Origin of the sequence: Pseudomonas sp. GD03875, assembly GCF_029840585.1 — a bacterium.
In the GTDB taxonomy this organism is placed as follows: domain Bacteria; phylum Pseudomonadota; class Gammaproteobacteria; order Pseudomonadales; family Pseudomonadaceae; genus Aquipseudomonas; species Aquipseudomonas paralcaligenes.
Genome location: NZ_JAOCCV010000034.1, coordinates 21,975 through 46,389, shown reverse-complemented (window position 1 = coordinate 46,389; position 24,415 = coordinate 21,975). Strand labels below are relative to the sequence as shown.

Sequence of the window (24,415 nt, the reverse complement as noted above, 5' to 3'; positions counted from 1 at the left end):
GTTGGCGCTCTCAGGAAAAGAAGGGCCGGCTCACCCTTCGAGTTTTTTCTTCAGCAGTTCGTTGACCTGGCCGGGGTTGGCCTTGCCCTTGGAGGCCTTCATGGCCTGGCCGACGAAGAAGCCGAACATCTTGCCGCGCTTGGCCTCGTCGCTGGCGCGGTACTGCTCGACCTGCTCGGCGTTGGCCGCCAGCACTTCGTCCAGCATGGCCTCGATGGCGCCGGAGTCGGTGACCTGCTTGAGGCCCTTCTTCTCGATCACCTCGTCGGCGCTGGCGCCTTCGCCGGCGGCCAGGGCCTCGAACACCATCTTGGCGATCTTGCCGCTGATGGTGTTGTCCTTGATGCGCAGGATCATGCCGCCCAGCTGCGCGGCGGACACCGGCGACTGGTCGATCTCCAGGTTGTCCTTGTTGAGCAGGCTGGACAGCTCGCCCATTACCCAGTTGGCGGCCAGCTTGGCGTCGCCGCAGGTCTGCTGGACCTGCTCGAAGTAGTCGGCCAGCTCGCGGCTGGCGGCCAGCACGCTGGCGTCGTAGGCGGACAGGCCGAACTGCGACTCGAAGCGCTCGCGCTTCTGCACCGGCAGCTCCGGCAGGCCGGCGCGCACCTCGTCGAGGAAGCTCTGCTCGATCACCACCGGCAGCAGGTCGGGGCAGGGGAAGTAACGATAGTCGTTGGCTTCTTCCTTGCTGCGCATGGAGCGCGTCTCGTTGGCCGCCACGTCGTACAGCACGGTCTCCTGGACGATCTTGCGGCCGGATTCCAGCTCGTCGATCTGCCAGGCGATCTCGGTGTTGATGGCGCGCTCGATGAACTTGAACGAGTTGACGTTCTTGATCTCGCGGCGGGTGCCGAACTCGGCCTGCCCCTTGGGCCGCACCGAGACGTTGCAGTCGCAGCGCAGCGAGCCTTCGGCCATGTTGCCGTCGCAGATGCCGAGGTAGCGCACCAGGGCGTGGATCGCCTTGGCGTAGGCCACGGCTTCCTTGGCGCTGCGCATTTCCGGCTCGGAGACGATTTCCAGCAGCGGCGTGCCGGCGCGGTTCAGGTCGATGCCGCTCATGCCGTGGAAGTCTTCGTGCAGGCTCTTGCCGGCGTCTTCTTCCAGGTGCGCGCGGGTGATGCCGATGCGCTTGACGGTGCCGTCTTCCAGGGTGATGTCGAGGAAGCCCTTGCCGACGATGGGGTGGTCCATCTGGCTGGTCTGGTAGCCCTTGGGCAGGTCCGGGTAGAAGTAGTTCTTGCGCGCGAAGACGTTGGTTGGCGCGATCTCGGCGTCGATTGCCAGGCCGAACTTGCAGGCCATGCGCACGGCCTCGGCATTCAGCACCGGCAGGGTGCCGGGCATGCCCAGGTCGACCAGGCTGGCCTGGGTGTTGGGCTCGGCGCCGAAGGTGGTGGCGCTACCGGAGAAGATTTTCGATTGGGTGCTGAGCTGAGCGTGGATCTCGAGCCCGATCACGGTTTCCCATTGCATGTCTTGATCCTTCCTCAGAATCCGCTCGGTGCTTGTTTGTGCCAGTCGCTGACCTGCTGGTACTGGTGCGCGACATTCAACAGGCGACCTTCCTGGAAGTAGTTGCCGAGCAACTGCACGCCGACCGGCAGGCCGTCGACGAAGCCCGCGGGCATCGACAGGCCGGGAATGCCGGCCAGGTTGGCGGTGATGGTGTAGATGTCTTCCAGGTAGGCGGAAACCGGGTCGTCGTTCTTCGCGCCGAGCTTCCAGGCCAGGTTGGGCGTGGTCGGGCCGAGGATCACGTCGACCTCGTTGAAGGCGGCGACGAAGTCGTTCTTGATCAGCCGGCGGATCTGCTGGGCCTTGATGTAGTAGGCGTCGTAGTAGCCGGCGGACAGGGCGTAGGTGCCGACCATGATGCGCCGCTTCACCTCCGCGCCGAAGCCTTCGCCGCGCGAGCGCTTGTACAGGTCCTGCAGGTCCTTCGGGTTCTCGCAGCGGTAGCCGAAGCGCACGCCGTCGAAGCGCGACAGGTTGGAGCTGGCCTCCGCCGGGGCGATCACGTAGTAGGCCGGGATCGCATGCTGCATGTTCGGCAGGCTGATGTCCTTGACCGTGGCGCCGAGTTTCTTCAGCGCCTCGACCACCGCCAGCACGGCGTCGGCGATGCGGCTGTCGAGGCCGGCGCCGAAGTATTCCTTCGGCAGGCCGATGCGCAGGCCGGCCAGCGGCTGGGTCAGGGCGGCCAGGTAGTCGTCGACCGGCTGGTCGACGCTGGTCGAGTCCTTCGGATCGAAGCCGGCCATGGCGCCGAGCAGCAGGGCGCAGTCCTCGGCGGTGCGGGCCAGCGGGCCGCCCTGGTCGAGGCTGGAGGCGTAGGCGATCATGCCCCAGCGCGAGACCCGGCCGTAGGTGGGCTTGATGCCGGTGAGGCTGGTCAGCGCGGCCGGTTGGCGGATTGAGCCGCCGGTGTCGGTACCGGTAGCGGCCGGCAGCAGGCGCGCGGCCACGGCGGCGGCGCTGCCGCCCGAGGAGCCGCCCGGTACGCGGGTCAGGTCCCAGGGGTTCTTGACCGCGCCGTAGTGGCTGGATTCGTTGGCCGAGCCCATGGCGAACTCGTCCATGTTCAGCTTGCCTAGGGTCACGGTGCCGGCGGCGGCCAGCTTCTCGACCACGGTGGCGTCGTAGGGCGCCTTGAAGCCGGTGAGGATCTTCGAGGCGCAGCTGGTCAGCACATCTTTCGTGCAGAACAGGTCCTTGTGGCCGATCGGCGCGCCGAGCAGGGCGCCGTCTTCACCATTGGCGCGGCGGGCGTCGGCGGCCTTGGCCTGCTCCAGCGCCAGGTCGGCGGTGACGGTGATGAAGCTGTTCAGTTGCGGGTCGAGCTGCTGGATACGGGCCAGCAGGGCGCCGGTCAGCTCGGCGGAGGAGAAGGTCTTGTCCTTCAGGCCGCGAGCGATCTCGGCCAGGGTCAGTTGATGCATGGGAAAACCCTTTCCTTTATTCGATGACTTTCGGCACGAGGAACAGGCCGCTTTCCACGGCCGGGGCGACCGCCTGGTAGGCGTCGCGCTGGTTCTTCTCGGTGACCACGTCGGCGCGCAGGCGCTGGGTGGCTTCCAGCGGGTGGGCCAGCGGCTCGATGCCGGTGGTATCGACCGCCTGCATGGCGTCGATCAGGCCGAGGATGCTGTTGAGGGTCGCGGTGGTTTGTGGAACTTCGCCTTCGCTCAGGCCGAGACGGGCCAGATGGGCGATTTTTTCCACGTCGGAGCGTTCGAGCGCCATCGTGATTCTCCAGGAAGCGGGCGGATGACCGGGCGGAAGCGGGACGGGGAACGGATACCGCGCGGGGCGGTCAGATGCCGCGTTTTGTGGGCCTAAAGCCCGGAAAAGCGGGCAATTTAGCACAGAGCGCGCCTTGCCCAAAAGGCCGCTCGTTGATAGAGTTTGCCGCACTTTTTTACCCAGCGTTTTCATCGCGCTCTGTCTAGGGCTTCTTTCCCATGTTCAAGAAACTGCGTGGCATGTTCTCCAGCGATCTGTCGATCGACCTGGGCACGGCCAATACCCTGATCTATGTCCGCGAGCGTGGCATCGTCCTCAACGAACCTTCCGTGGTCGCCATCCGTAGCAGTGGCAACCAGAAATCCGTGGTCGCCGTCGGCACCGAGGCCAAGCGCATGCTGGGCCGGACCCCGGGCAACATTTCCGCCATTCGTCCGATGAAGGACGGCGTGATCGCCGACTTCAGCGTCTGCGAGAAGATGCTGCAGTACTTCATCAACAAGGTTCACGAGAACAGCTTCCTGCAGCCGTCGCCGCGCGTGCTGATCTGCGTGCCGTGCAAGTCGACCCAGGTCGAGCGCCGCGCCATCCGCGAATCCGCCCTCGGTGCCGGTGCCCGTGAAGTGTTCCTGATCGAAGAGCCGATGGCCGCCGCCATCGGCGCCGGCCTGCCGGTCGAAGAGGCCCGCGGCTCGATGGTCGTCGACATCGGCGGCGGCACCACCGAGATCGCCCTGATCTCGCTGAACGGCGTGGTCTACGCCGAATCCGTCCGCGTCGGCGGCGACCGTTTCGACGAAGCCATCATCACCTACGTGCGCCGCAACTACGGCTCGCTGATCGGCGAGTCCACCGCCGAGCGCATCAAGCAGGAAATCGGTACCGCCTACGCCGGCGGCGACGTGCGTGAAGTCGACGTCCGTGGCCGCAACCTGGCGGAGGGCGTGCCGCGCAGCTTCACCCTCAATTCCAACGAAGTGCTGGAGGCTCTGCAGGAGTCGCTGGCGACCATCGTCCAGGCGGTCAAGAGCGCCCTGGAGCAGTCCCCGCCGGAACTGGCCTCGGACATCGCCGAGCGCGGCCTGGTGCTGACCGGTGGCGGCGCGCTGCTGCGCGACCTGGACAAGCTGCTGGCCCAGGAAACCGGCCTGCCGGTGATCGTCGCCGAAGACCCGCTGACCTGCGTGGCCCGTGGCGGTGGTCGTGCCCTGGAGATGATGGACCGTCACTCCATGGACCTGCTGTCCACCGAGTGATCCTGAAGTGGTGACCCGAAGCCGGAAGCTGGTTCTTCCGGCTTCGTGTTTTCCAGCCGTCAGCCGAGGGTAGCCATCATCAAACCGCTATTTGCCAAGGGGCCATCGCTGGGAGTACGACTGCTGGTGCTGGTCGTGCTTTCGGTCGTGCTGATGGTGGTGGATGCGCGTTTCGAGGTGCTTCATCCGCTGCGCTCGCAGGTCGGCGTCATCACCGAGCCCGCCTACCGCGTGGCGCGCATGCCGCTGACCCTGTGGGAAGGGGCGACCCAGCAGTTCACCAGCCGCAGCGAGCTGATGGCCGAGAACGAGAAGCTCAAGGCCGAGGCGCTGCTGATGCAGGGCCGCCTGCAGAAGCTGGCCACCCTCACCGAGCAGAACGTGCGCCTGCGCGAGCTGCTCAATTCCGCCGCCCTGGTGGACGAGCGGGTGCTGGTCACCGAGCTGATCGGCGTCGACCCCAACCCCTTCACCCACCGCATCCTGATCGACAAGGGCGAGAAGGACGGCCTGTTCCTCGGCCAGCCGGTGCTCGACGCCCGCGGCCTGATGGGCCAGGTGGTCGAGGTGATGCCCTATACCGCGCGCGTGCTGCTGCTCACCGATACCAACCACAGCATCCCGGTGCAGGTGAACCGCAACGGCCTGCGCGCCATCGCCGCCGGCAGCGGCAACCCGGAGCGGTTGGAGCTGCGCCACGTGGCCGACACGGCGGATATAAAGGAAGGCGACCTGCTGGTCAGCTCCGGCATGGGCCAGCGCTTCCCGGCCGGTTACCCGGTGGCGACCGTCAGCGAGGTCATCCACGACTCGGGGCAGCCCTTCGCCATCGTCCGCGCCGTGCCTACCGCCGCGCTGAACCGCAGCCGCTACATGCTGCTGGTGTTCACCGACGACAGGACGCCGGAGGAACGCGCCACCGAGGCGGCCGAAGCGCAGGAGGCCGCGGATCGCGAGGCCGCCGATGCCGCCCGCGCGCAGCCGGCGCCCGCCGCGCAACCGTCGCAGACGCCAGCCGGTTCTGCGCCGCCCGCCGCACCTTCCGCACCGGCTGCAGAACGAGGGAGTCGCTGATGGCGCAGGCGAGGGCACGCAATGGCTGGGTGATCTGGCTGACCCTGGTACTGGCACTGCTGCTGAGCGTCGCCCCCATGCCGCCGTTCATGGAAATCGGCCGCCCTCTGTGGCTGGCGCTGTTCCTGACCTTCTGGGTGCTGGTGCTGCCGCATCGCATCGGCATGATCAGCGCCTGGTGCCTGGGGCTGGTGGAAGACGTACTGTTCGGCTCCCTGCTGGGGCAGAACGCGCTGATCCTGACCCTGATCATCTTCCTGGTGCTGTCCCTGCACCGGCGCCTGCAGATGTTCCCCATGTGGCAGCAGAGCCTGGTGCTGCTGGTGGTGTTCGGCATCGCCCAGCTGGTGCAGCTGTGGCTCAACGCCCTGACCGGCAATCGGCCGCCGACCCTGGCCTTCGTCCTGCCCGCGCTGATCAGTGCCTTGCTCTGGCCCTGGGTGTTCGCCATCCTGCGGGGACTGCAGCAGCGTTTCGCCGTGCGCTGAGGCTGCACGTTCGTCCTTCTTGAGCGTCCCGCGCCTGCGGCGGGGCCGCCCATCCACTCTGACAGGGAGATGTCACATGGCCACGCTCCACCTGGCCTCGGGTTCCCCTCGCCGGCGCGAACTGCTGGCGCAGATCGGTGTGCCCTTCGTCACGCTAATCGCCTCCATTGATGAAACGGCATTGCCCGACGAGCCCGCGCAGCGCTATGTAGAGCGCCTGGCGCGGGAGAAGGCGCAGGCCGGGCTGGCCACGCTGGAGCGGCCGGAAGGCGCCGTGGTGCTCGGTGCCGACACCGCCGTCGTGCTCGACGGGCGGATTCTCGGCAAGCCGAACGACCGCGCCGACGCCTTGTCTACGCTGGCTGCGCTGTCCGGACGGGAGCACGAGGTGATGACCGCCGTGGCGCTGGCCGCCACCGACCGCGTCGGATCGCGGGTGGTGGTCAGCCGGGTGCGCTTCCGCCCGTTGCGGCCCGGCGAGGCCGAGGCCTACTGGGCCACCGGCGAGCCGCGCGACAAGGCCGGCGGCTATGGTATTCAGGGATTGGCGGCGGTCTTCGTCAGCCAGCTCGAAGGCAGCTATTCGGCCGTGGTCGGCCTGCCGCTGTGCGAAACCGCGCAGTTGCTGGAGGTGTTCGGCATTCCGTGCTGGCAGAGCTGATCTGCCGGCCCACAACAGACAGCGCGCGGCGCCTGGCCGCCACGCAGAGTAGGACGCATGAGCGAAGAGATCCTGATCAACATCACGCCGATGGAGTCGCGCGTGGCGGTGGTGGAAAACGGTGTGCTGCAGGAGGTGCATGTCGAGCGCACCCAGAAGCGTGGCATCGTCGGCAACATCTATAAGGGCAAGGTGGTGCGGGTGCTGCCGGGCATGCAGGCCGCGTTCGTCGACATCGGCCTGGAGCGCGCGGCCTTCATCCATGCGGCGGAGATCTCGACCCGCGAGGGCAGCGCGCAGGAGTCCATCGGCGCGCTGGTCCACGAGGGGCAGAGCCTGGTGGTGCAGGTGACCAAGGACCCGATCGGCACCAAGGGCGCGCGCCTGACCACCCACCTGTCCATCCCGTCGCGCTACCTGGTGTACATGCCGCGCACCAGCCACGTCGGCATTTCCCTGAAGATCGAGGACGAAGGCGAGCGCGAGCGCCTCAAGAAAGTGGTGGCCGACTGCGTGGCGGCCGAGGGCATCGAGGAAGTCGGCGGCTTCATCCTGCGCACCGCCGCCGAGGGCGCCGGTGCCGACGAGATCCTCGCCGACATCCGCTACCTGCGTCGCCTGTGGGAGCAGATCGCCGGGCAGATGCAGACCGCCACCACGCCCTCGGTGATCTACGAGGACCTGTCCCTGGCCCTGCGCACGCTGCGCGACCTGGTCAACCCGAAGATCGAGAAGATCCGCGTCGATTCGCGGGAAACCTTCGGCAAGATCACCCAGTTCGTCGACGAGCTGATGCCCGAGGTCGCCGACCGCCTGGAGCACTATCCCGGCGAACGGCCGATCTTCGACCTGTACGGCGTCGAGGACGAGATCCAGCGCGCCCTGGAGCGCAAGGTGCCGCTCAAGTCCGGTGGCTACCTGATCGTCGACCCGGCCGAGGCGATGACCACCATCGACGTCAACACCGGCGCCTTCGTCGGCCACCGCACCCTCGAAGAGACCATCTTCAAGACCAATCTCGAGGCGGCGACCGCCATCGCCCGCCAGCTGCGCCTGCGCAACCTGGGCGGGATCATCATCATCGACTTCATCGACATGGAGGACGAGGAGCACCAGCGCCAGGTCCTGCGCACGCTGGAAAAGCAGCTGGAGCGCGACCATGCCAAGACCAACATCATCGGCATCACCGAGCTGGGCCTGGTGCAGATGACCCGCAAGCGCACCCGCGAGAGCCTCGAACAGGTGCTCTGCGAGCCGTGCAGCGCCTGCCAGGGGCGCGGCAAGCTGAAGACGCCGGAGACCATCTGCTACGAGATCTTCCGCGAGATCCTGCGCGAGGCCCGCGCCTACCAGGCGGAAGGCTACCTGGTGCTGGCCGAGCAGAAGGTGGTCGACCGCCTGCTCGACGAGGAGTCGGGCAACGTCGCCGACCTGGAGGCCTTCATCGGCCGCACCATCAAGTTCCAGGTGGAAAGCATGTATTCCCAGGAACAGTACGACGTGGTGCTGCTGTGAACCGGCGCGCCGAATGAACTTCCTCCTTGGCCTGGTCGCCAGGCTGCTGCGCTGGGGACTGGGGCTGTGCGCGCTGGGGCTGGTACTGGCCGCGCTCTACGTCAGCCTCGGCCGCGAACTGGTGCCGCTGGTGGCCGAGTATCGCGAAGAAGTCGAGGCCAGGGCCGCGACGGCGCTGGACATGCCGCTCGCCATCGGCAGCCTGGAAGGCGGCTGGCGCGGTTTCTCGCCGATACTCACCGCCCACGACGTGCTGCTGGGCGAGGGCGACAGCGCGGTGCGCCTGGACCAGGTGCGGGTGGTGCCGGATGTGCTGGCCAGCCTGCTGGCGCGCCAACCGCGCCTCGCCAACCTGCAGCTCGAAGGGCTGCAGCTCAGCCTGCGGCAGGACGGGGAAGGGCGCTGGGCGGTGGAAGGCCTGCCGCAGCGCGAGCCCGCCCGCCCACTCGACCCGCAGAAGCTGATCGACGGCCTGGCCATGGTCGAGCGGGTCTCGCTGCTGGGCAGCCAGCTGACCTTCGAGCCCTTCGAGCAGGCGCCGCGCAGCCTCACCTACATCGACGTCACCCTGCGCAGCGGCGTGGTGCGCCATCGTCTCGACGGCCGCCTGCGCCTGCCGGACGGCCAGCCGCTGGCGTTCAGCCTGCGCACGCGCCTGGATCGCGCGGACTGGCGCGCGAGCAGCGCCCAGGCCTACCTCAGCCTGCCGCAGAGCGACTGGGCCGCCTGGCTGCCCGCAGGCCTGACCCGCGACTGGCGGCTGAGCAAGGCCCAGGCCGGTGGTGAGTTCTGGCTGGACTGGGACCAGGGCCAGGTGCAACGCGGCGTCGCCCGTCTGCACGCGCCGGAGATCGCCGGTCGCTACGCCGGGCAAGAGCCGGTGGAGATCGATGACCTGAACCTGAACGCCTACTTCGAGCGCCGCGCCGACGGCTTCGACCTGCTGCTCGACTCCCTCGCCCTGAGCCTCGGCGAGACGCGCTGGGGCGAGGTGCAGCTGGCGCTGGCACAGCAGCTCGATGCCGACGGCCAGATCGAACGCTGGCGGCTGAGCGCCGACCACCTCGACCTCACGCCGCTGACCCCGGTGGTACTGGCCCTGGCGCCGCTACCGGAGGCGGCCGGCGAGGCCGTCGGCGAACTGGACCCACGCGGCACGCTGCGCAACGTGCAGCTGGAATACTTCCCGCAACTGACCGACGCCAGTCGCGTGCGCTTCTCCGGCAACCTCGACCGGGTCAGCATCGGCGCCTGGCACGGCGTGCCGGCGGTGGAAAACGCCAGCGGCAGCGTGCGCGGCGACCTGGGCGGCGGCGAGGGCCTGGCAGACAGCGAGAACTTCGGCCTGCACTTCCCCAACCTGTTCCCCGAGATGTGGCACTACCGCCAGGCCGGCGCCCGGCTGCGCTGGGAGCTGGACGACGAGGGCTTCACCCTGTACAGCCCCTACCTGCAGGTGGTGGGCGAGGAAGGGCGGATCGCCGGCGACTTCATGGTGCGGCTGAAGAAGGACCCGGCCCAGGAAGACTACATGGACCTGCGCGTCGGCCTGCACGACGGCGACGCCCTGAAGGCCAAGAAATACCTGCCGACCCGCTCGCCAGGGCTCAGCCCGGCGCTGGCCGAATGGCTGCAGACCGCCATCCGTGGCGGCCATATCGAGGACGGCTGGTTCGAGTACCAGGGCGCCCTGGCCAAGGAGGCCGCCGACGAAGCGCGCAGCATCGGCCTGTACTTCCTGGTCGACAACGCCGAACTGGCCTTCCAGCCGGGCTGGCCGGTGCTGCGCGACGCCCGCGGCGAGGTGCTGATCGAGGACGACGGCGTCGAGGTGCGGGTGCCCGAGGCGCGCATCCTCGACAGTCGCGTCAGCAACGTCACGGTCAACGTGCCCAGGGCGCCGCGCGGCCAGGCGCCGCGCCTGGCCCTGGAGGGAGAGGTGCAGAGCAGCCTGCCCGACGCGCTGAAGATCCTGCGGGAGGCGCCGATCGGCACCGCCGACATCTTCGCCGGCTGGCAGGGCCAGGGCCCGCTGAGCGGCAGGTTGAAGCTGGACATACCGCTGGCCAAGGGCGAGAAGCCCCAGGTACAGGTGGACTTCGCCACCGAGGGCGCGCGGTTGGAGATCGCCACGCCGAAGCTGGCCTTCAACCAGCTCAAGGGCGCCTTCCGCTTCGACACCGCCCGCGGCCTCAGCGCGCCGGACATCCGTGCCCACGCCCTGGGCCACGCGGTGCGCGGCCGCGCCCTGGCCGACGGCGCGCGAGGCAACGCCCGTACCCGCATCGAGGCCAGCGGCCGGATTCCGCTGGAGCAGCTGACCGGCTGGCTGGGGGTGACCCAGCCATTGCCGGTGAGCGGGGAAATCCCCTACCGGCTCGACCTGGCCCTGGACGGCGGCAACAGCCAGTTGCGCGTCGACTCCGACCTCAAGGGCCTGGCCGCCGAGCTGCCGGCGCCCTTCGCCAAGGCCGCTTCGGATTCGCGTGCCGCCAGCTGGCGCATGACCCTGCAGGGCGCGGAGCGGCGCTACTGGTTCGACTACGGTGGCGTCGCCAGCCTGGCCTTCGCCGGGCCGGTTGAGCAACCCTTGCAGGGCCGAGGCGAACTGCGCCTCGGCGGCGAGGCCGCCAGCCTGCCGCCGGGACAGGGGTTGCGCGTGGTCGGTCGCGTCGACGAACTGGACTGGAGTGCCTGGCAGGCCGCCGCCAAGCCCTACCTGGGGCTGGCCGACGACGGCCAGAGCCGCCAGCTCTTCCGTGGCGCCGACCTGCGCATCGGCCGCTTCGACGGCTTCGGCACCCAGGTCGACGACCTCGGCGTCAAGCTTGCCCGGGCCAACGCGGCCTGGCGCCTGGACCTCGACAGCGCCCTGCTGGAGGGCCGGGTCACGCTGCCCGACGCTGGCGGCGCACCCATGGTCATCGACCTGGCGCGCCTGAGCTTCCCGCCTGCCGAGCCGCGCAGCGAGGCAGCGGCCGACGAGCCGGATGCCCCCGACATGCTGGCCGCCGTCGACCCGCGGCAGATTCCCGCGCTCGACCTGCGCATCGCCCGGGTCATGCAGGGCGACGTGCTGGTCGGCGCCTGGTCGCTCAAGGCGCGGCCGACTTCGACCGGCGTGCGCTTCGACGACCTGTCCCTGCAGCTCAAGGGCCTGCAGCTGGGCGGCAGCGCCGGCTGGGATGGCGCGCCCGGCGCCAGTGGCAGCTGGTACAAGGGGCGCCTGGAGGGCGACAACCTGGCCGACGTGCTCAAGGCCTGGGGCTACGCGCCCAGCGCCACCAGCGAGCGCTTCCGCCTGGACGTGGACGGCAGCTGGCCCGGCTCGCCGGCCTGGTTCAGCATGAAGCGCCTGTCCGGCCGCCTGGACGCCAGCCTACGCCATGGCCAGTTCGTCGAGGTGCAGGGTTCGGCCTCCGCGCTGCGCGTGTTCGGCCTGCTCAACTTCAACTCCATCAGCCGCCGCCTGCGCCTGGACTTCTCCGACCTGCTCGGCAAGGGCTTCAGCTACGACACCACCAAGACCCTGCTGGTCGGCAAGAGCGGCGTGTTCGTGACCCGCGAGCCGCTGCGCGTGGTCGGCCCGTCCAGCACCCTGGAGCTGGACGGCACCCTCGACATGGCGCGGGACGAGATAGACGCCAAGCTGCTGGTGACCCTGCCGGTGACCAACAACCTGCCGCTGGCCGCGCTGATCGTCGGCGCGCCGGCGGTGGGTGGCGCGCTGTTCGTGGTCGACAAGCTGCTCGGCGACCGGGTCGCCCGCTTCGCCAGCGTGCAGTACCGGGTCAAGGGCCCCTGGCAGGAGCCCGAGATCAGCTTCGACAAGCCCTTCGAGGCGCCGCGGTGAAGCCAGCCCAGGCGACATGGGTTAGCATGCGGGCAAGGAGGCGTTCATGTCCCTCGCCGTAATCCAGATGGTCAGCCAGGACGATGTCCCGGCCAATCTCGCCGCCGCCCGTCGCCTGTTGCAGGAGGCGGCCGAGCGTGGCGCGCGCCTGGCCGTGCTGCCGGAAAACTTTGCCGCCATGGGCCGTCGCGACCAGGCCGCCCTCGGTCGCGCCGAGGCCGATGGCAGCGGCCCCATCCTGCCCTGGTTGAAACGGACCGCCCGCGACCTCAGGTTATGGATAGTCGCGGGCACCATTCCCCTGCCGCCGGACGGACGGCCCGAGGCCCGCGCCCACGCCTGCTCGCTGCTGGTCGACGAGGATGGCGAACGGGCGGCCCGCTACGACAAGCTGCACCTGTTCGACGTCGATGTGGCCGACAGCCGCGGCCGTTACCGGGAGTCGGACGACTATGCTTTCGGGGAGCAGGTGGTGGTGGCCGAGACGCCGGTGGGACGCCTCGGCCTGAGCGTGTGTTACGACCTGCGCTTCCCCGAGCTGTACACCCGGCTGCGCGAAGCCGGCGCCGAACTGATCAGCGCGCCGGCGGCCTTCACCGCCGTCACCGGCGCCGCCCACTGGCAGGTGCTGACCCGCGCCCGCGCCATCGAGACCCAGTGCTACGTGCTGGCGGCGGGGCAGGGCGGCAGCCATCCGGGCGGCCGCGAGACCTTCGGCCACTCGGCCATCATCGACCCCTGGGGGCGGGTGCTGGCCGAACGATCCAGCGGCGAAGCGGTTCTGCTCGCCGAACGCGACGCCGCCGAACAGGCGGCCGTGCGCCAGCGCATGCCGGTGGCACGCCACAGACGATTCATCGCGCCGGTCCAGCCCGGTCCGGCGCCCACGGAGCAGTTATGAGCGACATCCTCGGCCGCGTCAGCGGCCACCTGCTGGCCCCCGGCAACCTGACCATCGAGCAGTTGCCGGCCATCCTCGGCGAACTCGCCGGCCCCGGCATCGACGCGGCGGACCTGTACTTCCAGAGCCAGGTCTCCGAGTCCTGGGTGCTGGAAGACGGCATCGTCAAGGAAGGCAGCTTCAACCTCGACCAGGGTGTGGGCGTGCGCGCTCAGTCCGGCGAGAAGACCGGCTTCGCCTACAGCAACGCCATCCACGCCGAGGCCCTGGGCCAGGCGGCGCGTGCCGCCCGCTCGATCGCCCGCGCCGGCCAGCAGGGCCGGGTGCAGGCGTTCGCCAGCCCGGCGGTCACCGCGCTCTATGCTCAGGACAACCCGCTGGAAGTGCTGGAGCGCGCCGAGAAGGTCGAGCTGCTCAAGCGCATCGACGTGTTCACCCGCACCCTCGACCCGCGCATCAAACAGGTCACCGTCAGCCTGGCCGGGGTCTGGGACCATGTGCTGGTGGCCGCCAGCGACGGCAGCCTGGGCGCGGACATCCGCCCGCTGGTGCGCTTCAACGTCAGCGTCATCGTCGAGCAGAACGGCCGCCGCGAGCGTGGCGGCCATGGCGGCGGCGGGCGTACCGACTACCGCTACTTCCTCGAACGCGACGGCAACGGCGAGGAGCGCGCCATGGGCTACGCCCGCGAGGCGCTGCGCCAGGCGCTGGTCAATCTGGAAGCGGTCCCCGCGCCGGCCGGTACGCTGCCGGTGGTGATGGGCGCCGGCTGGTCCGGCGTGCTGCTGCACGAGGCGGTCGGCCACGGCCTGGAAGGCGACTTCAACCGCAAGGGCAGCTCGGCCTACAGCGGCCGCATCGGCCAGCCGGTGGCGTCCAAGCTGTGCACCATCGTCGACGACGGCACCCTGGCCGGCCGCCGCGGTTCGCTGAGCCTGGACGATGAGGGCACCCGCACCCAGTGCACCACGCTGATCGAGAACGGCGTGCTCAAGGGCTACATGCAGGACAAGCTCAATGCCCGCCTGATGGGCGTGGCGCCGACCGGCAACGGCCGTCGCGAGTCCTACGCGCACCTGCCGATGCCGCGCATGACCAACACCTACATGCTGGCCGGCGAGAGCGACCCGGAAGAAATCATCCGCTCGGTGAAGCGCGGTATCTACTGCGCCAACCTGGGCGGCGGCCAGGTGGACATCACCAGCGGCAAGTTCGTGTTCTCCACCAGCGAGGCCTACCTGATCGAGGACGGCAGGATCACCACCCCGGTCAAGGGCGCGACCCTGATCGGCAACGGCCCGGAAGCCATGAGCAAAGTGTCCATGGTCGGCAACGACCTGGCCCTGGACAGCGGCGTGGGCACCTGTGGCAAGGACGGCCAGTCGGTGCCGGTGGGCGTCGGCCAGCCGACCCTGAAGATCGATGCGATCACCGTCGGCGGTACCGGTGCCTGATGCTGGAGGTGCTGTTTCACCTGCTGTTCGAGGTGCTGCTGTACGGCAAGGGCTACTGGACGCTGCGCCTGCTCTCGGGCGGGCGGATCAAGCCGGACAAGTGGAATGACGGAGTCGTCACCCTGATAGGGCTGCTCGCCACTGCCGCCTGGTGCGTGCCGCTGGTGATCTGGCTGGCGAGCGATAGTTGAGGCATGGCCCGGATCGCCCGGGCCGCCGTGTTACTTGAGGCCGCGCTGGACCTCGTCCAGGTCGCGGATGTACTTGAAGATCTTGCGCGCGGCGCTCGGCGGCTTGTTTCGCGTCGCCTCGTGCTGGGCATGACGGATCAGGCTGCGCAGGTGCTGGCGGTCGGCTTCCGGGTAGTCGGCGACGAAGCTCTCCAGGGTGGCGTCGTCGCCCGCGATCAGGCGGTCGCGCCAGCGCTCGAGGGCGTGGAAGCGCTCGTTGTATTCGCGGGTGGAGCTGTCGACCTGGTCGATCAGGGCGAGGATGCCCTCGATGTCCTGGTCGCGCATGAGCTTGCCGATGAACTGGACGTGGCGTTTCTTGGCGGCATTGGCCGTGTGTTTCGGGGCCTCGGCCAAAGCCTTGCGCAGGCCGTCGGTGAGCGGCAGCCTGGCGATCAGATCGGGCTTGAGGGTGGTCAGGCGGGCGCCGAGGTCCTGCAGGGCATGCAGCTCGCGCTTGATCTGGGTCTTGCTCTTCTCGCCGGAGAAGTCTTCGTCGTAGGAATCAGCCATGGGGGCGGTCCGAATGGAAACGTCGCCATGATAACGAGTCAGGGGTTGCCTGTCCCTCGCGGGCGGCGGCTCCAGCAGTGGAGTGCAACATGAGTTCAGCACAAGCAGTGGGCCCGCAGGCCCTGCCGGACCTGCAGGCGCAGGTCGAGCGGATCATCGCCGAGGCGCGCCGCCAGGGCGCCAGCGCCTGCGAGGTGGCGGTGTCGATGGAGCAGGGGCTGTCCACCACGGTGCGCCAGGGCGAGGTCGAGACGGTCGAGTTCAATCGCGACCAGGGCTTCGGCATCACCCTCTACGTCGGCCAGCGCAAGGGCTCGGCCAGCACCTCGGCGAGCGGCGAGGCGGCCATCCAGGAGACGGTGGCGGCGGCCCTGGCCATCGCCAAACACGCCTCCGAGGACGCGTCCGCCGGCCTCGCCGATGCCGCGCTGATGGCCCGCGAGCTGCCCGAACTCGACCTCTACCATCCCTGGGCGATCACCCCGGAGCAGGCGGTGGAGCTGGCCCTGGCCTGCGAGTCGGCCGCCTTCGCCACCGACCCGCGTATCGGCAATGCCGACGGCACTAGCCTCAGCACCCACCAGGGCTGCCGGGTCTATGGCAACAGCCACGGCTTCGTCGGCGGCTACGCCAGCACCCGCCACAGCCTGAGCTGCGTGATGATCGCCGAGGGCGAGGGGCAGATGCAGCGCGACTACTGGTACGACGTCAACCGCCAGGGCGAGCTGCTGGCCGATCCGGCCAGGATCGGCCGCCTGGCCGCCGAACGCAGCGTGGCGCGCCTCGGCGCCCGGCCGGTGCCGACCTGCGAGGTGCCGGTGCTGTTCGCCCCCGAACTGGCCACCGGCCTGTTCGGCCACTTCCTGGCCGCCATCTCCGGCGGCAACCTGTACCGCCATTCCTCGTTCCTCGAAGGGGCACTGGGCCAGCGCCTGTTCCCCGAGTGGCTGAGCCTCGACGAGCGCCCTCACATCCCCCGCGCCATGGGCAGCGCCGCCTTCGACGGCGACGGCCTGGCCACCTACGCCAAGCCCTTCGTGGCCGGCGGCGAGCTGGTCTCCTACATCCTCGGCACCTATTCCGGGCGCAAGCTGGGCCTGCCCAGCACGGCCAACGCCGGCGGTGTACACAACCTGTTCGTCAGCCACGGCGACGAGGACCAGAAGGCGCTGCTGCGCCGCATGGGCCGCGGCCTGCTGGTCACCGAACTGATGGGGCAGGGCCTCAACCTGGTCACCGGCGACTACTCGCGCGGTGCCGCCGGATACTGGGTGGAGAACGGCGAAATCCAGTTCCCGGTGCAGGAAGTCACCATCGCCGGCAACCTGAAGGACATGTTCCGCCAGATCGTCGCCGTGGGCAGCGACCTCGAACTGCGCGGCAACATCCGCACCGGCTCGGTGCTGATCGAGCGGATGACCGTCGCCGGCAGCTGACCGCGATTCCGCCCACAAAATCCGGCGTGCCGCCACGGACGCCGGGTTTTTTCATGCCCGCATCCGGCAAGTCCACACAAACTGTGGTATTGATTATTCTTACCATTCAAGAATAAATATCATTATCGAGTCAGAGTGGACGCTTCATGTCCTTCCTTTTCTTCACCCCCTGCCTGGACTGCTGGCACTGGCAAGGCTTCCGCATCCGCTGCGCACTGCTGCCGGACGAGCCGCGCCTGCTCGACCAGTACGAATTCCACGGCTGCCAGTTGGTGGCCAGCGGGCGCCTCGACGCCTGGCGCATGTCGGTGCTGGTGTTCGAGTTGCTGCTCGACACCGCCTGCGATCCGGCACTGCCCTGGCACTGGCGCAGCCTCTGCCTGGATCGCGCCTGGCGTCCCCTGCACAGCCTGGAAAAGCTCGCCTGCAACCTGGAGCGGCAGCGCAGCCTGATCCGCCTGCGCAACCGGCTGGCCACCCTGCGCCTGCCGCCCTCTCTCACATTCAACGAACCGGTAGAAGGTAATTCTCATGAGTGATAACCGCAGTGGCACCCGTATCGAACGCGACAGCATGGGTGAGCTGGACGTCCCGGCCGAGGCGCTCTACGGCGCGCAGACCCAGCGCGCGGTGAACAACTTCCCGGTTTCCGGCCAGCGCATGCCGGCGCCCTTCATCCGCGCGCTGATCCTGGCCAAGGCCGCCGCGGCGCGGGCCAACGTGGAGCTGGAGCAGCTCAGCCCGGCGCTGGGCGACGCCATCGTCGCGGCCTGCCAGCAACTGCTGGACGGCGACTTCATGGCGCACTTCCCGGTCGACGTGTTCCAGACCGGCTCCGGCACCAGCTCGAACATGAACGCCAACGAGGTGATCGCCACCCTGGCCAGCCGCATCCTGGGCGACAACGTCAGCGCCAACGACCACGTCAACTGCGGCCAGAGCAGCAACGACATCATCCCCACCACCATCCACGTCAGCGCCGCCATCGAGCTGCACGAAAGCCTGCTGCCGGCCCTGGGGCACCTGCTCACCGTGCTCTGCGACAAGTCGCTGGAAGTGCAGCCCTTCGTCAAGACCGGCCGCACCCACCTGATGGACGCCATGCCGGTGCGCATGAGCCAGGTGTTGGACGGCTGGGGCCAGCAGATCCAGGCCAACATCCAGCACCTGCGCGCCCTGCAGCCGAGCCTGCAGGCGCTGGCCCAGGGCGGCACCGCGGTGGGCACCGGCGTCAACGCCCACCCGCGCTTCGCCGAGCACTTCTGCCGGGAGCTGAGCGCGCTGAGCGGCGTGACCTTCACCCCGGGCACCAACTTCTTCGCCCTGATCGGCTCCCAGGACACCGCCGTGGCCGTCTCCGGTCAGCTCAAGACGGTGGCGGTATCGCTGATGAAGATCGCCAACGACCTGCGCTGGATGAACTCCGGCCCGCTCGCCGGCCTCGCCGAGATCGAGCTGGAGGCGCTACAGCCGGGCTCCTCGATCATGCCCGGCAAGGTCAACCCGGTGATCCCGGAGGCCACCGCCATGGTCGCCGCCCAGGTCATTGGCAACGACGCGGCTATCGCCATCGCCGGCCAGTCCGGCAACTTCGAGCTGAACGTGATGCTGCCACTGGTGGCGGACAACCTGCTGCACAGCATCCAGCTGCTCGGCAACGTCAGCCGCCTGCTGGCGGACCGCGCCATCGCCAGCTTCAAGGTCAACCAGCCGAAGCTGAAGGAAGCGCTGGACCGCAACCCGATCCTGGTCACCGCACTCAACCCGATCATCGGCTACCTGAAGGCCGCCGAGATCGCCAAGCAGGCCTACCGAGAAGGCCGGCCGATCATCGAGGTGGCGCTGGAGAACACCGACCTGTCGCGGCAGCAGCTCGAACAACTGCTCAATCCGGAAAAGCTCACTGAAGGCGGCCTCTGAGGTCGCCACCATCCGCCGTGTGCGAGGAGGTCAGGCAATGGAGCACTGGAAGATAACCATCGAGGCGGGCAATCGCTGCTACGCCGAGGGCGACTGGGTGCAGGCGCGTGAGCTCTACCTGCAGGCGCTGGCCGAGGCCCAGGTGCTGTTCGGCCGCTGGGCCGACCACGACATGGCGGTCGCCGCCTTCGTCATCTCCCACCACAACCTGGCCGACCTGCACCTGATGCTCGGCCAGCCCGAGGAGGCTGCCGAGAACCTCTGCGCCAGCCACGAACGCCTGCTGCAGACCCTCGCCGACGACTCGCTGGCCGAGGGTCTGCGCACCGCCGCGATGCACCACAGCCGGCGCACCTACCTGGAGCTGCTGCAGTTCATCGCCGAACACGGCGCCTTTCCCCGCACCGACCGCCTGCTCGGCGCGCCGCAACGCCATGCCTGGCGGCAGCGTGCCGGGGCCTCCGCCCCCGGTCGGCACTATCACTGAAGGAGACACTCCATGCCCCACAGCCTGCCGGCGCTGCCCTACGCCTACGATGCCCTGGAACCGCACATCGATGCCCAGACCATGGAAATCCACCACAGCAAGCATCACCAGACCTACATCAACAACCTGAACGCGGCGCTCGAAGGGTCGTCCTATGTCGAGTGGCCGGTGGAAGAACTGCTGTCGCGCCTGGCCGAACTGCCCCAGGCACTGCACGGCGCGGTGATCAACCAGGGTGGCGGGCACGCCAACCACACACTGTTCTGGACGGTGATGTCGCCGTCCGGCGGTGGCGAACCGAGCGGCGAGCTGGCCGCCGCCATCGACGAGCAGATCGGCGGCTTCGCCGCGTTCAAGGAGGCCTTCACCAAGGCCGCGCTGACCCGTTTCGGCAGCGGCTGGGCATGGCTCAGCGTGACGCCGGACAAGCGCCTGGTGGTGGAGAGCAGCGCCAACCAGGACAGCCCGCTGATGAACGGCAACACGCCGATCCTCGGGCTGGACGTGTGGGAGCACGCCTACTACCTGCGCTACCAGAACCGCCGGCCGGAGTACATCGGCGCCTTCTACAACGTGATCGACTGGGACGAGGTGGCGCGGCGCTACCGTGACGCCCTGTCGGCCGGCTGAACGGAGCTATAACGGCATGCTGCAGAGCTTTTCCTCGAGCGGGGGGCGAACCTTGCGCTATCTGATCGGCTTCTCCGTGGTGCTGCTCGGCTGCAGCCTGCTGCTGATGCAGGCCAGCACGGTCGCCGAACAGGCCATCGAGCCGCAGATCTGGCGGGCGTTGCAGGGCGGCCTTCTGTGCGCCCTGGGCACCGCGCTGGGGGCTCTGCCGGTGTTGTTCATGCGCAGCATCTCGACCCGCTTCGCCGATACCCTGCTGGGTTTCGGCGGCGGCGTGATGCTGGCCGCCACGGTGTTCTCGTTGCTGATCCCGGCGCTGGGCGCGGCCGAGGAACTCGGTTTCTCCAAATGGGGCGCCGGCTTCCTCGCCAGCCTGGGCCTGCTGATCGGTGCCGGCGCGCTGTTCGGGCTGGGCCGCTTCCTGCCGGAGGTGCAGATGCGTGCCGCCAACGGCGAGCTGCAGGTGCTGGCGCCGAACATCCTGCTGTTCGTCGTCGCCATCGTGCTGCACAACATTCCCGAGGGCATGGCGGTGGGCGTTTCCGCCGGCGCCGGCCTGGAGGGCGCCGACACGCTGGCCATGGGCATCGCCCTGCAGGACCTGCCCGAGGGGCTGATCATCGCCCTGGTGCTTGCCGGTGGCGGCATGGGGCGGGGCAAGGCGCTACTGATCGGCGCGGCTTCCGGGCTGGTCGAGCCGCTGTTCGCGGTGCTCTGCGCCTGGCTGATGGGGGTGTCCGCGCTGCTGCTGCCCTGGGGGCTCTCGCTGGCCGCCGGTGCCATGCTGTTCGCCGTGGTCCACGAGATCATCCCCGAGTCGCACCGCAAGGGCTACGCCACCGAGGCCAGCCTGGGGCTGGCGGCGGGTTTCTGTCTGATGATGGTGCTGGATACCGCGCTCGGCTGAGAACCTGTTTACGATCTCCCGGCTGTCGGCCATACCGCGTTAAAACGGTCCGGGACGCGGCGTCTCGGATGCTCATTTACCACTCGTAAACTGCGCTTCCTCGGCCGTTTTTGCGGGGCTGCCTAGGCCTTGTATGGCTCTAATCCAGAAGATCGTAAATAGGTTCTTGGCGGCGTTATTCGCCTTCGCCGAACTTGTCGTTGACCAGGGCGACCAGCGCGTCCAGCGCTTCTTCGGCACGCTCGCCTTCGCTGGACAGTTGCAGGCTGGTGCCCTTGCCGGCGGCCAGCATCATCACCGACATGATGCTCTTGCCGTCCACCTGGCTTTCCAGCGAGCGGCCGATGCGGATCTGGCAGGGGAAGCCGCTGGCGACCCCGACGAACTTGGCGGCGGCCCTGGCGTGCAGGCCGAGCTTGTTGACGATGGTGATCTCGCGGGTGGGCATCGCAGTCCTTAGCCGAGGTCGCGGTGGCGGACCTGGACGTTCTTCAATACGGGTTTCAGGGCTTCGCCCAGGCGGTTGGCCAGGTACACAGAGCGATGGTGGCCGCCGGTGCAGCCGATGGCAATGGTCACGTAGGATCGGTTGCTGGCGGCGAAGCGTGGCAGCCACTTGTGCAGGTAGGCGTGGATGTCCTGGTACATCTCTTCCACGTCCGGCTGTGCCGCGAGGTACTCGGCCACCGGCGCCTCCAGGCCGGACATGTCGCGCAGGTCCGGTTTCCAGTAGGGATTGGGCAGGCACCTGACGTCGAACACCAGGTCGGCATCGACCGGCATGCCGCGCTTGAAGCCGAACGATTCGACCAGGAACGCGGTACCCGGTTCCGGCTTGTTCAGCAGGCGCAGCTTGATGGTGTCGCGCAGCTGGTAGAGGTTCAGGTGGGTGGTGTCGATCTTCAGGTCGGCGAGGTCGATGATCGGCTGCAGCAGCTGGGTTTCGTCGCGGATGGCTTCGGCCAGGGCGCGCTTCTCGTTGGTCAGCGGGTGGCGCCGGCGGGTCTCGGAGAAGCGCTTGAGCAGGGTTTCCTCGTCGGCGTCGAGATACAGCACGTCACACTGGATATGACGGCCACGTACCTCGTCGAGCAGCTCCGGGAAGCGCTTGAGCTGGCTGGGCAGGTTGCGCGCATCGACCGACACGGCAACCTGCGGGTGCAGCAGCTCGGTCTGCAGCAGGGAACGTTCCGCCAGGTCAGGCAGGAGCCCGGCAGGCAGGTTGTCGATGCAGTAGAAACCGTTGTCTTCCAGTACGTCGAGGGCGGTGCTCTTGCCCGAGCCGGAACGCCCGCTGACGATGATCAGACGCATGCCGCCCCCCTGTTCAAAGGCCGTTCTGTACGTCGACCACGACCTGGTACAGATCCTCGTTGCTCTGCGCCTGGCGCAGGCGCTCGCGCACCTCGGCACGGTCCAGCATGCTGGCGATCTGGCGCAGCAGTTCGAGGTGCTCGTCGGTCGCCGCCTCCGGCACCAGCAGGACGAACAGCAGGTCCACCGGCGCGCCGTCGATGGCGTCGAAGTCCACGGCCGCTTCCAGGTGCAGCACGGCGCTGATCGGCGCATTGCAGCCGGCCAGGCGGCAGTGGGGAATGGCGATGCCGTTGCCGAAGCCGGTGGAGCCGAGCTTCTCGCGGGCGATCAGGTTTTCGAAGATGTCCTGGGCATCCAGATCGGGCAGATCACGGGCGACCAGATTGGCAATCTGTTCGAGTACACGCTTCTTGCTGCCTCCCGGCACGTTCACGGGGGAACGTGCGGGAGTCAGGATGGTTTCGAGTCGGATCATGGAGGGGGAGGTATCAGCGTGCGGTGGCGCCCTGCAGGCGGCCCAGCTGCTTTTCCTTGTGCTTGATCAGTTGGCGGTCGAGTTTGTCGGTCAGCAGGTCGATGGCGGCGTACATGTCTTCGTGCTCGGCGTTGGCGACCACCTCACCGCCGGCAATGTGCAGGGTCGCTTCGATCTTCTGCTTCAGCTTCTCGACCTCCATGATGACCTGCACATTGGTGATCTTGTCGAAATGGCGCTCCAGCCGGCCCAACTTCTCGCCGACATAGTCACGCAGGGCGTCTGTCACATCCAGTTGATGTCCACTGATGTTGACTTGCATAACGCATCTCCTTGTTGCCTTGTGTAAGAGACAGGCTATCGGGCCTGCCGCCGTAACACGCTGGCTGGGAGGGTGCTGCACTGCTGGCCGTGGTTTCCCCGTGGCAGGGTATCCGGCGCTCGATACGGTGTGCAGAAACCTTCCGCTCAGGGCCGCTTACATCAGTCGCTTGCGTTCGCTGGACGGCGCTATGCCGAGGGACTCACGGTACTTGGCGACGGTGCGGCGGGCTACCTGAATGCCCTGTGCCTCCAGTAAACCAGCGATCTTGCTGTCACTCAACGGCTTTTTCGCGTTTTCCGCGGCCACCAGTTTCTTGATGATGGCGCGGATCGCGGTGGACGAGCATTCGCCGCCCTCGGAGGTGCTGACATGGCTGGAGAAGAAGTACTTCAGCTCGTAGATGCCGCGCGGGGTGTGCATGAATTTCTGCGTGGTGACCCGCGAGATGGTCGACTCGTGCATGCCCACCGCCTCGGCGATGTCATGCAGCACCAGGGGCTTCATGGCCTCGTCGCCGTATTCGAGGAAGCCGCGCTGGTGCTCGACGATCTGCGTCGCCACCTTCATCAGCGTCTCGTTGCGGCTCTGCAGGCTCTTGATGAACCAGCGCGCCTCCTGCAGCTGGTTGCGCATGAAGGTGTTGTCCGCGCTGGAGTCGGCGCGGCGGACGAAGCCGGCGTACTGCGGGTTGACCCGCAGGCGCGGCACGGCTTCCTGGTTCAGTTCGACCAGCCAGCGTTCGTTGTGCTTGCGCACGATCACGTCCGGCACCACGTATTCCGGCTCGCCGGCCTCGATCTGCGATCCGGGGCGCGGGTTGAGGCTCTGGATCAGTTCGATCACCTGGCGCAGCTCGTCTTCCTTGAGCTTCAGGCGGCGCATCAGCTGGCTGTAGTCGCGGCTGCCGAGCACATCGAGGTGCTCGCCGGCCAGGCGCTGGGCCTCGCTCAGCCAGGGTGTGCCGGCCGGCAGCTGGCGCAGTTGCAGCAGCAGGCATTCGCGCAGGTCGCGGGCGCCGATGCCGGCCGGCTCGAAATGCTGGATGCGATGCAGGACGGCTTCGACCTCGTCGGCCTCGATCTCCAGTTCGGGATCGAAGGACTCGACGATCTCGTCGATGGACTCTTCCAGGTAACCCTGGTTGTTGATGCAGTCGATGATGGTGACGCCGATCAGCTTGTCGGTATCGGACATCGGCACCAGGTTGAGCTGCCACAGCAGATGGCTCTGCAGGCTCTCGCCGGCCGACGTGCGCGTGGTGAAGTCCCACTCGTCGTCATCGTTGCTCGGCAGGCTGCTGGCGCTGGTCTGGTAGACGTCTTCCCAGGCGGTGTCGACGGGCAGCTCGCTGGGGATGCGGTCATGCCACTCACCGTCCTCGGCGCTCTCGCTGTTGTTCACCGCGACGGTGCTGTCCTGGAAGCTGGAGCTGTCCTGTTGGGCCGGGCCTGCCTGTTCGGCGGCGTCGGCCATGGGATCGGAGTTATCGAAGTCTTCGCCGTCTTCCTGGCGCTCCAGCATGGGGTTGGATTCCAGCGCTTCCTGGATTTCCTGCTGCAGGTCCAGGGTGGAAAGCTGGAGGAGGCGGATGGCCTGTTGCAGCTGCGGGGTCATCGTCAGCTGCTGGCCCATCTTGAGGACTAGCGACGGTTTCATGGTGTGGGGCTGGGTACCTTGTTCACTTGCCGGCGCGGGGCGCCATCCAACTGCGAGGCGGCGGGCCG

Annotated in this window: 24 protein-coding genes; 15 read left to right on the top strand and 9 right to left on the bottom strand. The window is 68.0% G+C overall.

The genetic code is table 11. The features are described from left to right. Positions 1-30 precede the first annotated feature (30 nt). Genes gatB through gatC form a run of 3 tightly spaced genes read right to left on the bottom strand, consistent with a single transcriptional unit; the run spans position 31 to position 3,249 of the window. On the bottom strand, positions 31-1,479 hold the full coding sequence (gatB, locus tag N5D30_RS22180) for an Asp-tRNA(Asn)/Glu-tRNA(Gln) amidotransferase subunit GatB (RefSeq protein ID WP_220813869.1): 1,449 nt from the start codon (positions 1,477-1,479) through the stop codon (positions 31-33). 14 nt (positions 1,480-1,493) lie between these two features. Beyond that, a complete protein-coding gene (gene gatA / locus N5D30_RS22175) occupies positions 1,494-2,945 on the bottom strand; it encodes an Asp-tRNA(Asn)/Glu-tRNA(Gln) amidotransferase subunit GatA (protein WP_279904676.1) in 1,452 nt (483 codons plus the stop codon). A 16-nt stretch (positions 2,946-2,961) separates the two neighbouring features. Further along, a complete protein-coding gene (gene gatC / locus N5D30_RS22170; RefSeq protein WP_220813871.1) occupies positions 2,962-3,249 on the bottom strand; it encodes an Asp-tRNA(Asn)/Glu-tRNA(Gln) amidotransferase subunit GatC in 288 nt (95 codons plus the stop codon). A 218-nt stretch (positions 3,250-3,467) separates the two neighbouring features. On the opposite strand from gatC, the gene mreB reads away from it, so the two are divergent. From mreB to N5D30_RS22125, 9 genes are all read left to right on the top strand, one after another. Further along, positions 3,468-4,505, top strand: a complete 1,038-nt coding sequence (mreB, locus tag N5D30_RS22165) for a rod shape-determining protein MreB (RefSeq protein WP_021701292.1) — start codon at positions 3,468-3,470, stop codon at positions 4,503-4,505. A 78-nt stretch (positions 4,506-4,583) separates the two neighbouring features. Continuing rightward, complete coding sequence (gene mreC / locus N5D30_RS22160) at positions 4,584-5,579, top strand: rod shape-determining protein MreC (protein WP_220813968.1); 996 nt, start codon at positions 4,584-4,586, stop codon at positions 5,577-5,579. Then, complete coding sequence (gene mreD / locus N5D30_RS22155; protein ID WP_279904677.1) at positions 5,579-6,067, top strand: rod shape-determining protein MreD; 489 nt, start codon at positions 5,579-5,581, stop codon at positions 6,065-6,067. Before mreC ends, mreD begins: the two co-directional genes overlap by 1 nt. 76 nt (positions 6,068-6,143) lie before the next feature. After that, a complete protein-coding gene (locus N5D30_RS22150) occupies positions 6,144-6,728 on the top strand; it encodes a Maf family protein (protein ID WP_279910700.1) in 585 nt (194 codons plus the stop codon). Positions 6,729-6,785: 57 nt separating this feature from the next. Continuing rightward, entirely contained in the window at positions 6,786-8,243 is a 1,458-nt protein-coding gene (rng, locus tag N5D30_RS22145) for a ribonuclease G (RefSeq protein WP_220813874.1), read from the top strand. A gap of 13 nt (positions 8,244-8,256) precedes the next feature. Further along, on the top strand, positions 8,257-12,096 hold the full coding sequence (locus N5D30_RS22140; protein WP_279910699.1) for a YhdP family protein: 3,840 nt from the start codon (positions 8,257-8,259) through the stop codon (positions 12,094-12,096). 46 nt (positions 12,097-12,142) lie between these two features. Continuing rightward, a complete protein-coding gene (locus tag N5D30_RS22135) occupies positions 12,143-12,997 on the top strand; it encodes a carbon-nitrogen hydrolase family protein (protein ID WP_279910698.1) in 855 nt (284 codons plus the stop codon). Then, the gene (tldD, locus tag N5D30_RS22130) at positions 12,994-14,451 is read left to right on the top strand and encodes a metalloprotease TldD (protein WP_279910697.1); all 1,458 of its coding nucleotides are present in this window, start codon (positions 12,994-12,996) and stop codon (positions 14,449-14,451) included. Before N5D30_RS22135 ends, tldD begins: the two co-directional genes overlap by 4 nt. Next, a complete protein-coding gene (locus N5D30_RS22125; RefSeq protein WP_220813878.1) occupies positions 14,451-14,642 on the top strand; it encodes a hypothetical protein in 192 nt (63 codons plus the stop codon). Before tldD ends, N5D30_RS22125 begins: the two co-directional genes overlap by 1 nt. Before the next feature lie 30 nt (positions 14,643-14,672). On the opposite strand, the gene yjgA is transcribed toward N5D30_RS22125, so the two are convergent. Next, the gene (yjgA, locus tag N5D30_RS22120) at positions 14,673-15,194 is read right to left on the bottom strand and encodes a ribosome biogenesis factor YjgA (RefSeq protein ID WP_220813879.1); all 522 of its coding nucleotides are present in this window, start codon (positions 15,192-15,194) and stop codon (positions 14,673-14,675) included. 89 nt (positions 15,195-15,283) lie between these two features. Between yjgA and pmbA the strand changes: the two genes are divergently transcribed. The 6 genes from pmbA (at position 15,284) to N5D30_RS22090 (ending at position 20,574) form a co-directional block, all read left to right on the top strand. Further along, the gene (gene pmbA / locus N5D30_RS22115) at positions 15,284-16,630 is read left to right on the top strand and encodes a metalloprotease PmbA (RefSeq protein WP_279910696.1); all 1,347 of its coding nucleotides are present in this window, start codon (positions 15,284-15,286) and stop codon (positions 16,628-16,630) included. A gap of 146 nt (positions 16,631-16,776) precedes the next feature. Then, on the top strand, positions 16,777-17,169 hold the full coding sequence (locus N5D30_RS22110) for a FagA protein (RefSeq protein WP_220813881.1): 393 nt from the start codon (positions 16,777-16,779) through the stop codon (positions 17,167-17,169). Next, positions 17,162-18,550, top strand: coding sequence for a class II fumarate hydratase FumC (gene fumC, locus N5D30_RS22105; RefSeq protein ID WP_279910695.1), 1,389 nt, complete (start codon positions 17,162-17,164; stop codon positions 18,548-18,550). The genes N5D30_RS22110 and fumC overlap by 8 nt, the downstream gene beginning before the upstream one ends. A 37-nt stretch (positions 18,551-18,587) precedes the next feature. Further along, a complete protein-coding gene (locus N5D30_RS22100; protein ID WP_220813883.1) occupies positions 18,588-19,037 on the top strand; it encodes a tetratricopeptide repeat protein in 450 nt (149 codons plus the stop codon). A gap of 12 nt (positions 19,038-19,049) precedes the next feature. After that, the gene (locus N5D30_RS22095; RefSeq protein ID WP_279910694.1) at positions 19,050-19,667 is read left to right on the top strand and encodes a superoxide dismutase; all 618 of its coding nucleotides are present in this window, start codon (positions 19,050-19,052) and stop codon (positions 19,665-19,667) included. A gap of 16 nt (positions 19,668-19,683) precedes the next feature. Continuing rightward, entirely contained in the window at positions 19,684-20,574 is an 891-nt protein-coding gene (locus tag N5D30_RS22090) for a ZIP family metal transporter (protein ID WP_279910693.1), read from the top strand. A gap of 175 nt (positions 20,575-20,749) precedes the next feature. Here N5D30_RS22090 and N5D30_RS22085 read toward each other — a convergent pair whose 3' ends face one another. From N5D30_RS22085 to N5D30_RS22065, 5 genes are all read right to left on the bottom strand, one after another. Further along, positions 20,750-21,022 (bottom strand): HPr family phosphocarrier protein, encoded by a 273-nt coding sequence (locus N5D30_RS22085; protein ID WP_279910692.1) that lies wholly within the window; start codon positions 21,020-21,022, stop codon positions 20,750-20,752. An 8-nt stretch (positions 21,023-21,030) separates the two neighbouring features. Then, positions 21,031-21,888: an RNase adapter RapZ gene (gene rapZ / locus N5D30_RS22080; protein ID WP_220813887.1), complete on the bottom strand. Its 858-nt coding sequence runs from the start codon at positions 21,886-21,888 to the stop codon at positions 21,031-21,033. A gap of 13 nt (positions 21,889-21,901) precedes the next feature. Continuing rightward, on the bottom strand, positions 21,902-22,366 hold the full coding sequence (gene ptsN / locus N5D30_RS22075; protein ID WP_220813888.1) for a PTS IIA-like nitrogen regulatory protein PtsN: 465 nt from the start codon (positions 22,364-22,366) through the stop codon (positions 21,902-21,904). Positions 22,367-22,379: 13 nt separating this feature from the next. Further along, a complete protein-coding gene (gene raiA / locus N5D30_RS22070) occupies positions 22,380-22,688 on the bottom strand; it encodes a ribosome-associated translation inhibitor RaiA (RefSeq protein ID WP_220813889.1) in 309 nt (102 codons plus the stop codon). Between the two features lie 156 nt (positions 22,689-22,844). After that, a complete protein-coding gene (locus N5D30_RS22065; RefSeq protein WP_220813890.1) occupies positions 22,845-24,347 on the bottom strand; it encodes an RNA polymerase factor sigma-54 in 1,503 nt (500 codons plus the stop codon). Between the last annotated feature and the right edge of the window lie 68 nt (positions 24,348-24,415).